Source organism: Desulfitispora alkaliphila, assembly GCF_050433185.1.
Lineage (GTDB): Bacteria > Bacillota > Desulfitisporia > Desulfitisporales > Desulfitisporaceae > Desulfitispora > Desulfitispora alkaliphila.
In genome coordinates this window covers 37,528-51,822 of the sequence record NZ_JBNPXS010000012.1, presented here as the reverse complement: position 1 = coordinate 51,822, position 14,295 = coordinate 37,528, and the positions used below count along the sequence as shown (strand labels likewise).

The window sequence follows — 14,295 nt, the reverse complement described above, 5'->3', positions numbered from 1 at the left end:
TATTCTAAAATTCAAAGTTTAAATCTAATCTCTTGTGTTGTAGGCGTATTAATATACCCTAAGAGGTCCTCAACTACACTTGCATCTGTTCCCCCTTCAACCAGATGAGTAGCAAAAGAATCTCTTAGTGCCTGCGAACAAATGTTTGTTTCCAGCGAAACCTTTTTTATGTACTTAGAAATCAAAAAGCGTACCCAGCGCTCAGTAATTCTCTGTCCTTTTTTATCTATAAACAGCGCATCCTTAGTTCTACCTTTATCTAAATATGGTCTGCCTCTATCAAAATACTCCTCTAGTGCTATTTGTGCCCACTGCCCTATAGGAGCATACTTAGAGTCCCCATCCGCCTTTGAGACAGTAAAAAGTCCCAACTGCACATCGCAATCTGATATGTTTAACCTTACAAGCTGGCTTAGGTTTAGTCCTGAGCCATATAAAAGTTCTATTACGGCTTTATCTCTCAATCCCTGAGGTTTAGTCAAATCTGGAGCATTAAGTAAGAGCAGCGTGTCTTCGAAATAACCTCTACCCACAAAGTTATATGTAGACTTATCCTGTTTGATTAAGTATTCGAAGAATTCTTTAACAGCTAGCATCCTATTATTTATTGTAATCCGATCCAATTCCAGTTCGTGTAAATGAGCTAAATAGTGCCGCATCTGGTACATATTAACAATTGCACGACCTTCATCGCTATTACACAAGTTAGTACTATCTCTCATGTACTTGGCAAATTGAATCACATCAGAACATTGACCAAGAGCAATTTCTTCTGAGAATCCTTTTTGTTCGACTAAAAAATCAAACAAAAGATCAATATCAATTTCGCCCCAGTTTTTTCTCATAGAGCTTCACCACGTAATTAGTATTTTTTTCACATAATAAGGTTATCACAATAATAAAAACATTACAAGTTAAAGACAGCAAGCTTTTAGCGAATTGTCAAATTATTTTGAAAAATACTTAAATTCCCTAATGCTCTCTCAGATATACGACGGTTTTTCTCTTTTTTATCTTTAATTTTCTTTCCTAATGGAGGAAACAAGCCATAATTTATGTTCATAGGCTGAAATTTTTTGGCCTTTGAGGATACTAAGTAGTTCCCTAATGCACCTATTGCAGTCTCTTTTGGGAATTCAACTTCTTCTTTACCCAAAAGCTTCAGGTAAGAATTTATTGCTGCTACAAGGCCACTAGCTGTAGACTCAACATAACCTTCTACACCAGTTATCTGGCCTGCAAAAAATATTTGTTCACTTTTTTTCAGGCGCATGGAATTAGTTAATAATTCTGGTGCATTTAAAAAGGTATTTCTGTGAATTACACCCATTCTTACAAACTCAGCATTTTCTAGTCCTGGTATCATGGAAAATACTCTTTTTTGCTCAGGCCACTTTAGCTTTGTTTGAAAACCTACCATATTATATAGGGTTCCCTCTTTATTTTCCTGACGCAATTGGACCACAGCGTGAGGTATTTCACCAGTTCTGGGGTCTTTCAAACCCACTGGCTTCATCGGCCCAAACTTCAGCGTTTCTTCTCCTCGCCACGCCATCTCTTCTATAGGCATACACCCTTCAAAGAATACCTGTTTTTCAAATTCCTTAGTTTCAAATTGCTCCCCTGTTATTAACGCACTATAAAAATCCTTATAGTCTGTTTCACTTAGAGGACAGTTTATGTATGCTGGCTCACCTTTATCATACCTGGAAGCATAATAAGCCACATCCATGTTTATTGATTCTTTTGTTACTATAGGTGCAGCCGCATCGTAAAAGTACAGGTAGTTCTCTCCTGTTAACTTTGCTATAGACTGAGACATAGACTCAGAAGTGAGCGGACCTGTGGCTACAATTACAGGGTGCTCAAACTCTAGAGATGATACTTCCTCTCTAATGATATTAATATTTTCATGGCCTTCAATTGCTTCAGTAATTGCCTTTGCAAATTCGTTTCTATCTACAGCTAAGGCTCCCCCTGCAGGCACTTGATGCTCATCTGCACATTTTATTATTATAGAGTCAAATCTGCGCAACTCCTCTTTCAGTAATCCTACAGCATTTTCTATATTTGCGGCTCTCAGAGAGTTACTACACACTAATTCTGCAAAATAGCCGGTTTTATGAGCAGGCGTTTGCTTATTAGGACGCATTTCGTATAAGTCTACATGCACCCCTCTATTAGCTAGCTGCCAAGCTGCCTCAGAGCCAGCTAGCCCCGCACCAATCACTGTTACTTTATTTTTCATTAAAATCTCCTTCCGTAACTTCTTCTTCGTAGTGACATTCACTGTCTGGACAGAATATTCTAGTTCCCTTTTTCTTAGTAGTCTTTGTTACAAGTCTCTTACTACACTTGGGACAACTTTTTTCGATAGGTTGATACCAGGATATGTATTCACAGTCAGGGTAGTTTTTGCAACCATAAAACACTCTACCTTTCTTACTTCTTCTAATTACCACCTGTCCATCACATTCTGGGCAACTAACCCCCACCTCTTCAAGCAAAGGTTTAGTATTGCTACAGTCGGGAAAACCGGGACAAGCCAAAAATTTACCGTATCTACCCATTTTGATTACTAAGTTTTTTCCGCACTTTTCGCATATTTCATCGGAAACCTCATCTTCAATTTCTATTTTCCCTATTTCTTCTTCAGCTTTATCTAATAATTGTGCAAATGGTTTATAATAGTCTTTTACAACTTCTTTCCAGTAGAGTTCCCCTTCCTCTACTTTGTCTAAACCTTCTTCTAAACTAGCTGTAAAATCCACATCTAAAAAATTTATAAAATACTCTTTTAGTAATTCATTTACAATCCCCCCCAACTCAGTTGGGTGAAGCTGTTTCTCCTCCTTAACAACATAGCCTCTACTCTGGATAGTATCAATAATAGGTGCATATGTACTGGGTCTTCCAATCCCTAACTCTTCTAGAAGCTTTACTAATGTAGCTTCTGTAAATCTAGCAGGAGGTTGTGTGAAATGCTGCTTTGGGTCTAGCTTTACTAGGTCCATTTCAGTACCCTTATCTATTTCTGGAAGCAATACATCTTTTTTCTTAGTGTCTTCATCAGTGTACACTTTCATAAATCCTTGGAATTTAACTGTAGATCCTGTTGCTCTAAAGGTGTACTCTCCAGCAGCAATATCCAATGCTGTATTTATCAAAACAGCTGAACTCATTTGACTGGCAATAAATCGCTCCCATATTAAACGATACAATCTATTCTGATCTCTACTCAGATATTGTTTCATCAAATCTGGTGTCTTCTCTGTGTATGTGGGCCTAATTGCCTCATGGGCATCTTGCACTTTTTTACCTTTATCTTTGTATGCCCGTTCTTTTTCTTGAACGTAATCTTGTCCATATTTTTCTTTTATATAGCTCGTTGCTTCTTCCTGTGCAGTGGAAGAAATTCGCTTAGAGTCAGTTCTAATATATGTAATCAAACCAACCGTACCTTCTTTTTTATCTAACTCGATTCCCTCGTATAGCTGCTGCGCTATGCGCATGGTTTTTTTAGGAGTAAAGTTTAGCTTTCTATAAGCATCCTGCTGTAGTGTACTTGTAGTAAAAGGTGGCTGAGGATTCTTTTTTCTCTCCCGTTTAGTGAGCTCATTGACTATGTATTTTTCTGCCTTTATATCTTCAATTATTTGTTTCATTTCTTGCTCGTTCTTGATTTCTACCTTTTTACCTTTGTGCTTTGCCAGTTTTGTCAGTAGTTCAGTACCTTTTACTTTTAAAGTCGCCTCTAAACTCCAATATTCTTCAGGTACAAATTCTTGGATCTCTTCTTCACGGTCACAAATCAACTTCACTGCTACTGATTGAACTCTTCCTGCACTAAGTCCTTTCTTTACTTTTCTCCATAATAATGGACTTAAGTTGTAGCCAACGAGACGATCTACAATTCTTCTAGCTTGCTGCGCATCTACACGGTCCTTATCAACGCATCTAGGAGCTTGAACTGATTGTTTTACTGCATTTTTTGTAATCTCGTTAAACTCTATTCTGCATTCTTTTTCCTCATCTATTTTTAGTGCCGTTTGAAGATGCCATGCAATGGCCTCCCCTTCGCGGTCAGGGTCAGTAGCCAGTAATATTTCTTTTGCCTTTTTAGCTTCTCCTCTCAACTCTTTTAAAACCTCTCCCTTACCCCTAATAGTTATGTATTTAGGTTCAAAGTCGTTTTCCACATCCACCCCAAATTGACTTTTAGGAAGATCTCTAACATGTCCCATAGAAGCTTTAACCGTATATTTACGACCAAGAAATTTGCTTATACTCTTCGCCTTAGCAGGCGATTCTACAATTACCAATGTTTTTGACAATTACTATCACCTCAGTCTATCTAAATCATGCTAGTATATAATATTTACCAGGAAGTTGTATTATTAACCCTTTTAATTCTAAATTTAATAAGATCGGACTTAATACATTAATATCTTCTTTTAATATATTGGCCACATTGTTTATATGTATTGGCTCCCTGGATATAAAATCTAATATCTTATTTTCAGTACTACTTATGTTTTGGGGAAAGCTGTCAGGTTTAAGATTTTGTCCATTATTTCTACTTTCAGTATACTCTTCTATTATATCCTGAGCACCTTCAACCAACTTAGCTCCTTGTTTTAACAAATTATTAGTACCTCTAGCAGCTGGATTAGTAACCATCCCCGGCAAAGCATAAACATCTCTACCTTCTTCTAGAGCAAAGTCAGCAGTAATTAATGCGCCACTTTTTTCTCCTGCCTCCACAACTAAAACCCCTTGGGCTAACCCACTTATAATCCTGTTTCTGGCAGGAAAATTATTAGGTAATGGTCCTTGTCCAGGAAGATACTCAGAAATAACAGCTCCCTTTTCTATTATCTTCTGATAAATATTATTGTTCTCTGGCGGGTAGACCACATCAACACCACAACCTAAAACAGCTACTGTTTCTCCTGTTTTTAGTGCACCTTTATGAGCATAAGTGTCTATTCCCCTTGCAAGTCCACTTACAACTATATATCCATACTCAGCTAAGTCAGTTGATATTTTCGCTGCCATTTCTCTAGCATAATAGCTGCAGTTTCTTGATCCTACCACAGCAATCATTTTCTTTTGAAGACATTGAATATTTCCTTTCCCATAAATAACAACTGGGGGATTGTAGGTATGCTTTAATATCTCTGGGTATAATGCATCCTGTAACGTAACAAACCATATCCCCGCCTCATCAATTTTCTTTAATAACTCGGAAGGTTTCGCCTTGCTTCTATAGTATACAAATTCATCAACAACTTTAGTAGGTATTTGATTTACCTGCTGGAGTTGCTCTCTGCTGGCCATCCAGATGTCCTGGACACTTCCGAAATGATCCAATAAGTTTTTGAAACGCTTAGTGCCAATCCCAGGTGCAGAGTTTATCGCTACCCACAAGCCTTGAATATCCATCACACAAGCCCCCATAGAGATTTATTTTGTAACCATTCGTTAAAAATACCAATTATCCTTCCTTTGGATATTCATTTAACCAACAGAAACATAACTTTCTTCTAAGGCATAGAATACGCTCCAGCTTTTAAGCATACTTATATATCAACGAGCAAGGGAGTTGATAGCGGTGAATTTTAAATTAATCAAATCCATGCTCCAGGCTAGAATTGATACCGCTCAAAAAAAATATATGATTGCCAATAAGGTCAATAATGTTAGCGCCATGTCAGGCTGGAGCTTTGTAATTGCCGAATTAAACGACTTGTTACAGCAAATATCCCAAGTAGAAGAGGCCTCCTGGAAAAAGAAGCTACTAGTAAAACAGCTCAAAAGTGAGCTCTCCCATTACAATTTATCTCAAGATCAATTAGACAAGTTGGCTACCTTATTAATGGAGTCAAATTTACCTCTGTCCCATTATAAAATCTTTTTAGACATCATTGCCCCTTTAGAGCAGACTGGTATTATTGACAATTAACCTGAACTCAGCGTCTAAAAAATCTGCTGCACGCTTGCACATAAGCATTTTTGTCAGAAATATTTCAAAATATTCCATAACTGAAGCTTTCTCTGTGTCAATCTCTATGTGCAATGTGATTACGCGCTTCTCTCCATTTACCAATAACTGAACATTATCTACCGCATAATTTACTCTATCCCTGGGCGTGAACTGAGATTGGTCTTTCTTTCGCACTCTGTCCCGATGCACATCACATTTATCAGCAATAATTACAGCTGCAGCTACCGCATTAACCGAATGGCCTGTAGTTTCCTCGTGATTTCCAATGGCTCCCAATACAATAGCAATACTATCTATATCAAACTCTAACTCTTTTAGAATTTGATAACTCAACAATGATCCACTGCGACCATGATCATACCTATTGAATAAGTTTCCAATATCATGTAGATAGCCTGCCACTTGGGCTAATTCCGCCTCTTTTTCCCCATACCCTAATTTTATTAAAATATGTCTGCTATTTTCTGCTACATTTTCTGCATGGTTTATCCCGTGAGCTATAGTTCCCCTTGTATCTAGATACTCACGGGCTTTTTCCATATGTATTTTTATCTTTAAATTTTCTTTAACTGAAGCATAGTTACTCATAGGTCACCTCTCTAATAATTTATTAGTAGTATAATATATATCCATCTGTTGACAAAATAAACAAAATTTTTTTGCAACTAGCAGGATTTCCTATATCATGTGAAGAATATTTCAAGTAAAGCGGTAGGTGGTGAAAACATGCTTGCCAAAGTAAATTGTTGTAGTCTCAGTGGTCTAAACAGTTCCTTAGTCACTGTAGAAGTTGACATCGCTAATGGACTACCCAGCTTTGATATAGTTGGCCTTCCAAACGCTTCCCTTAAAGAGTCCAAAGAGCGTGTGCGAACTGCACTGAGAAACTCTGGTTATGACTTTCCTTTAAAACGCATTACTGTAAACTTAGCGCCTGCTTATATTAAAAAAGCGGGTACACATTTTGATTTGTCAATTGCTATAGGCGTACTAGCTGCTACAGGACAGATTCCTTCTTCTGACCTTAAAAAATATATTTTTATTGGCGAATTATCATTGGATGGCTCAATTCAAGATGTATCAGGCGCTCTAGCCTTAACCGATTTATTTGATAAACAATTTGAAATCATTACTTCTAAAAACAATGCTATTGAAGCTAGTATTATTGAAGGAAACCGCTGTAGGTATGCCACTAAAATTACTGAAGTAGTCAACCATTTAGTTGGTAAAGACAAACTACCTACAGCATCTCCAAGCAAAGGTAACAGTATTTGCCACTCACTTGACTTTGCAGATGTAAGCGATCAGCAAGAAGCTAAAAGAGCTTTAACTATTGCTGTAGCAGGAGAACACAACATTATTATGTGCGGTCCTCCTGGAAGTGGCAAAACAATGCTTGCAAAACGTGTACCTTCAATAATGCCTCCTATGTCTTTGCAAGAACAAATTAATACAACTAAGATTTACAGTGTTGCCGATATGTTACCAAAAGACGCGCCTCTCATAACAGAGAGACCCTTTGTGGCACCCCACCATAGCTGTACTGCCACTAGCATGATTGGTGGAAGTTCAAAATTAAGACCTGGCTTGCTAAGCTTAGCAAATAACGGGGTTCTGTTTTTGGATGAAATGACTGAGTTCTCAAGAAATGTATTAGAAACTCTACGTCAACCCTTGGAAGAATTCAAGGTTACTGTTTCAAAAGCAGCAAGCACAGTTTTCTATCCAGCAAATTTTCAGCTAGTTGCTGCAATCAATCCTTGTCCTTGTGGTTACTTAACTGTACCTGAAAAGATATGTAAGTGTACTCCTATACAAAAGAGCAGGTATATAAAAAAAATATCCGGACCCTTATTAGACCGAATAGATATTCAGATCCAACTTCAGCCAGTTAAGTTTTCTCAGCTCCATGACCACAGAGAAAGAAGTAATAACAGTTCAAAAAAAATGCTTGAGACTGTTAATACAGTAAGACAAATTCAACAAACTAGATGGAACTACCTAGATTGGCAAAAACGAAGTTCAGGCAGAGTCCCTATAAAGCATTTAAAAGAGAATTCATTTATCACTTCAGATGCAAAAAGAACCTTAGAGCTTGCTTTTAATAAATTAAAATTAAGCGCTCGCTCTCATGATAAAATTTTGCGAATAGCTAGAACTATAGCTGATATCGACAGTAATGAGGAAATTAATTCTACTCATGTCGCCGAAGCAATTCAATACAGATCTTTGGATACCATGTGGAAACATACTATTTAACCGTCAAGTTTTTGCACCACTTGAATATAATGATAGTGAAAAGTTTTGATTTTCTTGTGAAACATTACACATTCCTTGAAGGGAGGTGATCCACATGGATGGTGGCATTATAACTATTTTAGTAGTATGCGTTGTTGGCTTGGCTGCAATGATAGCTTTTGCCATGAAGACTTCAAAGTAATTATAAAAAAGAATGAAGGCTTCATATGTATCATTGCATATGTGGCTCTTACTAAGACCTAGTCTTACTAAGAGCTGTTTTTTTATTCTAGGACCAGTTCCCTCCTCTGACCAAAGCCATATTTGTTATCGGTATAATACAGAACATCAACCTTAAACAAATAAATATTGCTCTCTTTAATAATAGATAGCATCTTCCCCTTTTCTTTTATAAAGCCCTTAATAAACGGGAACTTACTGGAAAACATATTCACTACCTTGCCCTTCTCTATACTGCTATGAATTTGAGTCACCTTTCCTTCCATTTGCACACCTTTAATATCAGTCCAACAATTGCATCCATTGCTTATTGTTGCAGCAGCCCATGGGCTCCTATCAATATTTTTTGCATGTCTGCTCCTTGAACTGGAGAAAAAGAAAAACTCAAAATTTCTATTAACATAAAATACTGTTGCTGCCTGAGGTAAGTTTTTTTCAGATATAGTGGCCAGTGTCATTTCATTTTGATTTGCTACTAACGCTAGCACATCTGATTTTAGTGTGTCCATAGTTAAAAAGCCCCTTCTATATGCTGAATATCCACCCTGTTTTTTTCTTTAATTATTATAGAAATTACATCAAAACGAATGTTTACCTCAGTAGATAGTTTTTTATCTTTATAAAGGTAGTAGCTTGCAACTCGTCTAATCTTCCCCTGCTTTTTTGCAGTAACAGCCTCCTGCCCATAGCCACAGTTAAGACTCTTTCTCGTTTTCACCTCAACAAAGAGTAGTAAATTATTTCCTCTACAAATTATATCTATTTCGCCTAAATTACACCTGTAATTCTTTTCTAGTATAGTGTAACCTTTACTAATTAAGTTTTCAACCGCCACTCTCTCACCTAGAACACCCAATTCTTTTGCTTTCAACATTAATCACCTGCTAATTAAGTTATATGTACAAAAAGAGCTAGGCGAACCTAGCTCTTTTGCTTAAAATGGCATAAATGCCTGTGCTGCAAGTGCAGCCAACTCAAGTATGGGCGTTGGATATACTCCAAGTACTACCGTTACCACCAGACATACCATTAACCCAAATTTCATTCCACTAGATATAGCAATCGGCTCATCACTCTTAGGCTCACCTAAATACATCACTTTTACTATCATTAGATAGTAGTAAACTGATACTAAGCTCATACCTAATGCTAACATGGCAAGCCAGATATACCCTTGTTCTATTACAGCAGTAAACAAGAAAAACTTACCGATAAACCCTGATAGCGGTGGCAATCCAGCCAATGATAACAAGCACACTAGCATTACTGTGGATAACAAAGGAGCCCTCGTACTTAAACCCGCATAATCCTTAATCTCCGTACTACCTGTAGCATTTTCATAGGCAACTATCACAATAAAGGCGCCTAAATTTGTAAACACATAGATGAATGAGTAGAACAACACAGCTGTAATTCCCAGTTCACTGTATGCAATTAGCCCTAATATAATATACCCCGCATGACCAATACCAGAATAGGCCATTAGCCTCTTTATATTCGTCTGGGGAATAGCCACTAAGTTACCTAGAATTAGTGTCAATACCGCTAATACAATTAACAGTACAACCCACGCATCTAAAGTTCCCTCGAAGCCAACTACCATCAATCTTACAAAGATGGCGAAAGCAGCAGCTTTTGATGCAACAGATAAAAGAGCAGTTATTAGTGACGGTGCTCCTTCATAAACATCAGGGGACCACATGTGGAAAGGAACAATTGCCAACTTAAATGCGAACCCTACAATTACAAAGATAATCGCCAGCAACATTGCAGGTTCAATTCCTTGAGCAACAGCCGCTGTAATATCCGTAAAGTAAACGCTACCTACAATCCCGTAGACTAGTGTCAATCCATAAAGTAAGATGGCAGAGGATACAGCTCCTAAAATCAAATATTTTAGCCCTGCCTCAGCCGACTTGGCATTTTCCTTACTAAAAGCTGTCAAGATTATGAATGAGATAGTCATCAATTCCACACCAACATAAGTGGTTATTAAGTCAGAAGCAGAAGCCAGTACCATCATTCCCAAAGTAGCAAAAGTAATCAACGTGTAGAATTCGATTTGGTACTCTCCTCTTTTCTGAATCCACTCATTAGAGGCAAAGATAACTAATATCCCAGACAACAAGAAGATAGCCTTAAAGAACGTAGCATAGGGGTCAATTGTATACATCCCCATAAAAGTATCATTCACATTTGCCATGCTAATAGTTAAAGCAAGCAAACCAATGAAAACAAGTCCAGTCAAATTACCAATACTCTTTCGCTGACTGCGAGGAGTAACCATGCCGATCAGCAAAAGTAGAATTCCAAAGCCTGCAGTAATTATCTCTACCGAGATTAAAGACCAGTCCATATTCATTACTCCACCCCTCCTAACTTATCTATACTTCCTTCTAAGGCAGGAGTGACGTGATCCATTAGTGGTACAACCCCGCTATTGATAATATCAGTCATCAGCGAAGGTAATACACCAAATAGTATTAACACACCACAAAGGATGACTATTGGTACCATTTCTATCCCTTTTGCATCTTCTAAGTGATCCCACTCAGCTTTCCTCGGTCCGAAAAAGGTAAATTGAACAACCCTCAGTACGTAAATAGCTGTAATAACTACCCCTAAGACAGCTATTATTGCCAGTGCCTTAATTGGTACTGCAAATACTCCTACTTGGAACAACTCAGGGTTAGCCGTATAGGTTCCCACAAAAATCAGAAATTCTGCTACAAAGTTACTTAGTCCAGGTAGACCCAAGGAAGCTAATCCAGCTATCACAAATCCAGTAGCAATCCTCGGCATCTGGTGGGCTAAACCACCAAATCTGGCTATCTCCCTAGTATGAGCCTGGTTGTATACATTTCCAATCAGGGCAAAGAACAGCGCCGTCATAATTCCATGGGCAAACATTTGCATTACAGCTCCACTAATACTAATAGTGTTTAACGCTGCAATTCCCAATAACACATATCCCATGTGACTTACACTAGAGTAACCAACCACAAACTTAAGGTCTTTTTGAACCATAGCCACCATAGCACCATAGGCCACGTTCACAATACACAGTAGTGCAATTAATGGTGCCCAGAATACAGCTCCTTCTGGAAAGAAGAACACACCAGCTCGAATTAATCCGTAGCCACCTAGCTTCATCAAAACACCGGCGTGAAGCATACTCACAGCAGTAGGTGCCGCTACGTGTCCATCAGGAGACCAAGTATGCAATGGCCACATAGGAACCAAAAATCCAAAACCAACTAACATTAAAAAGAACACAAACTTTTGAAATCCTAAATCATAGGTCACACTTGCTAAGGTTGGAATATCAAAAGTTAAATACCCTAACTCATTTCCTGCATAGACATAAGTAGCTATAACCCCAATCAAGGCAAATGCACTACCTACTAACAGGTAAAGAGTTAATTTCATAGCGGAATACTCTTTTCTTGTACTTCCCCAAATTGCAATAAGGACGTACATAGGTATTACCGCTACTTCAAAGAACAAGTAAAACCAAAACAGGTCTCTAGTGGCAAATACTCCAAATACCCCCGCCACTAATATTAACAAAAAGATAAAAAACTCTTTAACTCTTTTGGTCATACTCCAAGAGGCTAGCACACCTGTAAATATTACTATAGCTGTCAATAAAATCATGGGTAAACTTATCCCGTCAACCCCTAAAGAGTAATTAATACCAAAACGCTCAACCCAAACAATATCCTCGTTAAACTGAAATCCTCCCACACCAGTATCGTAAGCAATGTAGATAATTACTGACAGAACTAGTGTTACAAAGGTTGAAATTGCTGCTACCACTTTCAGCATTTTGTCTTCACTTTCAGGTATAAAGACCATTATTAAGGCTCCAATAAGCGGTGCCAATATTATCGCTGTTAGAAATGGAAAGCTCATTGTACACCTCCTAGCACTGGTACTGCCATTACCAGAACTATTAACGCAACTGCAATAAAGATAACCATGGCATAGCTCTGTAGATTACCAGTCTGTAGATATCTGAGCTTACCTCCAACCGCTCTGGTTAGGTCTGCAAACCCATCAGCCAAACCATCCACCACTTTGCGATCGTTCCAATTAAAGGCAGCTCCAAGTGGAAGAACTATTTTATCGAAGAACCACTGATATAGTTCATCAATGTAGTACTTATTGTATAGTAATGTGTATACAGGTTTAAATCTCTGCTTCAGCTGCTCTGCTGAAATTGCTTTTTTACTATATATTAGCCATGCCAAGGCAATTCCCAGCAAGGCAACTCCTGTAGACTTTATGGCGTTAGAAACTTTCAACACAACCTCAGTTGGCTCGCCAAAGTAAATCCACTGGTAGAAGTTATTTTGCAGCATAGGGGAGCCCATAAATCCAGCAAATACTGCAAGTGCAGCTAAAATAACAAGTGGTGCTGCCATGCTAACAGGGGATTCATGAGGATGGTTTTCTGGCTTTTCAGGTTCGAAGAATGCCACAAAAATTAATCTAAACATGTAGAAAGTTGTCATAAACGCTGTTATTGTCCCCACCCAATAAAGCATATTGAAACCACCATGGCTAGTTGCCACTAAGATGGCATCTTTACTCCAAAAGCCTGCCAAGGGAAATACCCCCGCTAAAGCTAATGCACCAATGATAAAGGTCCAAGTTGTAATGGGCATTTTTTTGTAAAGTCCGCCCATTTCCCATATATCTTGCTTCTCATGAAGAGCGTGAATAACACTTCCCGCACCCATAAATAGTAGCGCTTTAAAGAATGCGTGCGTAGTCAAGTGAAACATAGCAGCTGTTATACTGCCAACTCCAATAGCCATCACCATAAAACCTAGCTGGCTCAGCGTTGAAAAAGCCAGGATTCGCTTAAAGTCATTTTGAACTAGAGCAATAGATGCTGCGAAAAACGCAGTAAACGCTCCTATATATGCAATAACCAATAGGGCATCTGGGGTAGCTGCAAATAAAGGAAATGCTCTAGCCAGTAAGTACACACCTGCCGCAACCATAGTAGCCGAGTGAACTAGGGAAGATACCGGAGTAGGCCCCTCCATGGCATCTGGAAGCCAAACATGTAGAGGAAACTGTCCCGACTTACCTACTGGTCCCACAAAGATCAATAAAGCTATAATAGTGAGCAAACCAACATTTTCAAAACCTGGTGCCGCTGCTGCTATTTCGCCAAAGTTAAATGTTCCGAAAGCGAAAAACAGTATTAAAATCCCCACTAAAAAGCCAAAGTCTGCAACCCTGTTAGTGATAAATGCCTTCTTGTTAGCTTCAACAGCAGAGTGCTTGTGAAACCAAAAACCAATTAATAAATAGGAGCAAAGTCCAACTAACTCCCAAAATACAAACATTTGAAAGTAGTTATTTGCTATTACTAAACCTAGCATAGAGAACGTAAACAAGGATAAATATGCGAAAAATCTCGAATAGCCTTCATCCCCGTGCATATATCCTACAGAATAAAACATCACTAGTGTGGCAACAAAAGTTACTACAAATAGCATTACTGCTGAAAGGGGATCTATCAGCACTCCCATTTCTAGGGTAATTCCTTGAACTGCCAACCATGTAACCGCCACTTCCACCGGGTTATCCATAGTTATCGCTGGGTCCGTTAGGGTTTGAGCTAAAATACCAACGGAAATAGCTGTAGCTGCTAGCATGGACAAGATGGCAGTTATTGCACTCAGCATCTTATAGGGTCTAAATGCGAATGCAATTAAAACGAACGCAATCAAGGGAAGCGCAGGTATTAACCATGCATATTGTATCATCTATCTTTACACCACCTTTTTGTA

General features: G+C 38.3%; 12 protein-coding genes. 2 read left to right on the top strand and 10 right to left on the bottom strand.

The window, feature by feature from the left end; genetic code table 11:
• Positions 1-11: 11 nt before the first annotated feature.
• From GGQ84_RS06250 to dprA, 4 genes are all read right to left on the bottom strand, one after another.
• Positions 12-845 carry a tyrosine-type recombinase/integrase gene (locus GGQ84_RS06250; protein WP_429160630.1) on the bottom strand — a complete coding sequence of 278 codons (834 nt, stop codon included), beginning with the start codon at positions 843-845 and terminating at the stop codon, positions 12-14.
• An 86-nt stretch (positions 846-931) separates the two neighbouring features.
• Positions 932-2,248 (bottom strand): methylenetetrahydrofolate--tRNA-(uracil(54)-C(5))-methyltransferase (FADH(2)-oxidizing) TrmFO, encoded by a 1,317-nt coding sequence (trmFO, locus tag GGQ84_RS06245; protein ID WP_429160627.1) that lies wholly within the window; start codon positions 2,246-2,248, stop codon positions 932-934.
• On the bottom strand, positions 2,238-4,334 hold the full coding sequence (gene topA, locus GGQ84_RS06240) for a type I DNA topoisomerase (RefSeq protein WP_429160624.1): 2,097 nt from the start codon (positions 4,332-4,334) through the stop codon (positions 2,238-2,240). The genes trmFO and topA overlap by 11 nt, the downstream gene beginning before the upstream one ends.
• A 25-nt stretch (positions 4,335-4,359) precedes the next feature.
• Positions 4,360-5,445, bottom strand: coding sequence for a DNA-processing protein DprA (gene dprA / locus GGQ84_RS06235; RefSeq protein WP_429160621.1), 1,086 nt, complete (start codon positions 5,443-5,445; stop codon positions 4,360-4,362).
• A 169-nt stretch (positions 5,446-5,614) separates the two neighbouring features.
• On the opposite strand from dprA, the gene GGQ84_RS06230 reads away from it, so the two are divergent.
• Positions 5,615-5,965 carry a hypothetical protein gene (locus tag GGQ84_RS06230; protein ID WP_429160618.1) on the top strand — a complete coding sequence of 117 codons (351 nt, stop codon included), beginning with the start codon at positions 5,615-5,617 and terminating at the stop codon, positions 5,963-5,965.
• On the opposite strand, the gene GGQ84_RS06225 is transcribed toward GGQ84_RS06230, so the two are convergent.
• On the bottom strand, positions 5,936-6,595 hold the full coding sequence (locus GGQ84_RS06225; protein WP_429160616.1) for an HD domain-containing protein: 660 nt from the start codon (positions 6,593-6,595) through the stop codon (positions 5,936-5,938). The genes GGQ84_RS06230 and GGQ84_RS06225 overlap by 30 nt on opposite strands.
• 99 nt (positions 6,596-6,694) lie before the next feature.
• Here GGQ84_RS06225 and GGQ84_RS06220 point away from each other — a divergent pair, with 99 nt between their 5' ends.
• Complete coding sequence (locus GGQ84_RS06220) at positions 6,695-8,266, top strand: YifB family Mg chelatase-like AAA ATPase (RefSeq protein ID WP_429160613.1); 1,572 nt, start codon at positions 6,695-6,697, stop codon at positions 8,264-8,266.
• 263 nt (positions 8,267-8,529) lie between these two features.
• Here the strand turns inward: GGQ84_RS06220 and GGQ84_RS06215 are convergent, their stop codons facing one another.
• Genes GGQ84_RS06215 through nuoL form a run of 5 tightly spaced genes read right to left on the bottom strand, consistent with a single transcriptional unit; the run spans position 8,530 to position 14,271 of the window.
• Positions 8,530-8,994: a pyridoxamine 5'-phosphate oxidase family protein gene (locus GGQ84_RS06215; RefSeq protein WP_429160610.1), complete on the bottom strand. Its 465-nt coding sequence runs from the start codon at positions 8,992-8,994 to the stop codon at positions 8,530-8,532.
• Positions 8,995-8,996: 2 nt separating this feature from the next.
• Positions 8,997-9,359 (bottom strand): YraN family protein, encoded by a 363-nt coding sequence (locus tag GGQ84_RS06210; RefSeq protein ID WP_429160609.1) that lies wholly within the window; start codon positions 9,357-9,359, stop codon positions 8,997-8,999.
• A gap of 60 nt (positions 9,360-9,419) precedes the next feature.
• The gene (locus GGQ84_RS06205) at positions 9,420-10,847 is read right to left on the bottom strand and encodes an NADH-quinone oxidoreductase subunit N (protein ID WP_429160606.1); all 1,428 of its coding nucleotides are present in this window, start codon (positions 10,845-10,847) and stop codon (positions 9,420-9,422) included.
• Entirely contained in the window at positions 10,847-12,400 is a 1,554-nt protein-coding gene (locus tag GGQ84_RS06200; protein ID WP_429160603.1) for a complex I subunit 4 family protein, read from the bottom strand. Before GGQ84_RS06200 ends, GGQ84_RS06205 begins: the two co-directional genes overlap by 1 nt.
• Complete coding sequence (nuoL, locus tag GGQ84_RS06195; RefSeq protein ID WP_429160600.1) at positions 12,397-14,271, bottom strand: NADH-quinone oxidoreductase subunit L; 1,875 nt, start codon at positions 14,269-14,271, stop codon at positions 12,397-12,399. Before nuoL ends, GGQ84_RS06200 begins: the two co-directional genes overlap by 4 nt.
• Positions 14,272-14,295: the final 24 nt, after the last annotated feature.

What these genes read in the sequence shown, in the direction of transcription:
- dprA (WP_429160621.1), bottom strand. Translation starts at nt 5,445, where the DNA reads ATGGATATTCAAGGCTTGTGGGTAGCGATAAACTCTGCACCTGGGATT.
- GGQ84_RS06210 (WP_429160609.1), bottom strand. Translation starts at nt 9,359, where the DNA reads ATGTTGAAAGCAAAAGAATTGGGTGTTCTAGGTGAGAGAGTGGCGGTT.
- GGQ84_RS06215 (WP_429160610.1), bottom strand. Translation starts at nt 8,994, where the DNA reads ATGGACACACTAAAATCAGATGTGCTAGCGTTAGTAGCAAATCAAAAT.
- nuoL (WP_429160600.1), bottom strand. Translation starts at nt 14,271, where the DNA reads ATGATACAATATGCATGGTTAATACCTGCGCTTCCCTTGATTGCGTTC.
- GGQ84_RS06250 (WP_429160630.1), bottom strand. Translation starts at nt 845, where the DNA reads ATGAGAAAAAACTGGGGCGAAATTGATATTGATCTTTTGTTTGATTTT.
- trmFO (WP_429160627.1), bottom strand. Translation starts at nt 2,248, where the DNA reads ATGAAAAATAAAGTAACAGTGATTGGTGCGGGGCTAGCTGGCTCTGAG.
- GGQ84_RS06225 (WP_429160616.1), bottom strand. Translation starts at nt 6,595, where the DNA reads ATGAGTAACTATGCTTCAGTTAAAGAAAATTTAAAGATAAAAATACAT.
- GGQ84_RS06200 (WP_429160603.1), bottom strand. Translation starts at nt 12,400, where the DNA reads ATGAGCTTTCCATTTCTAACAGCGATAATATTGGCACCGCTTATTGGA.
- GGQ84_RS06205 (WP_429160606.1), bottom strand. Translation starts at nt 10,847, where the DNA reads ATGAATATGGACTGGTCTTTAATCTCGGTAGAGATAATTACTGCAGGC.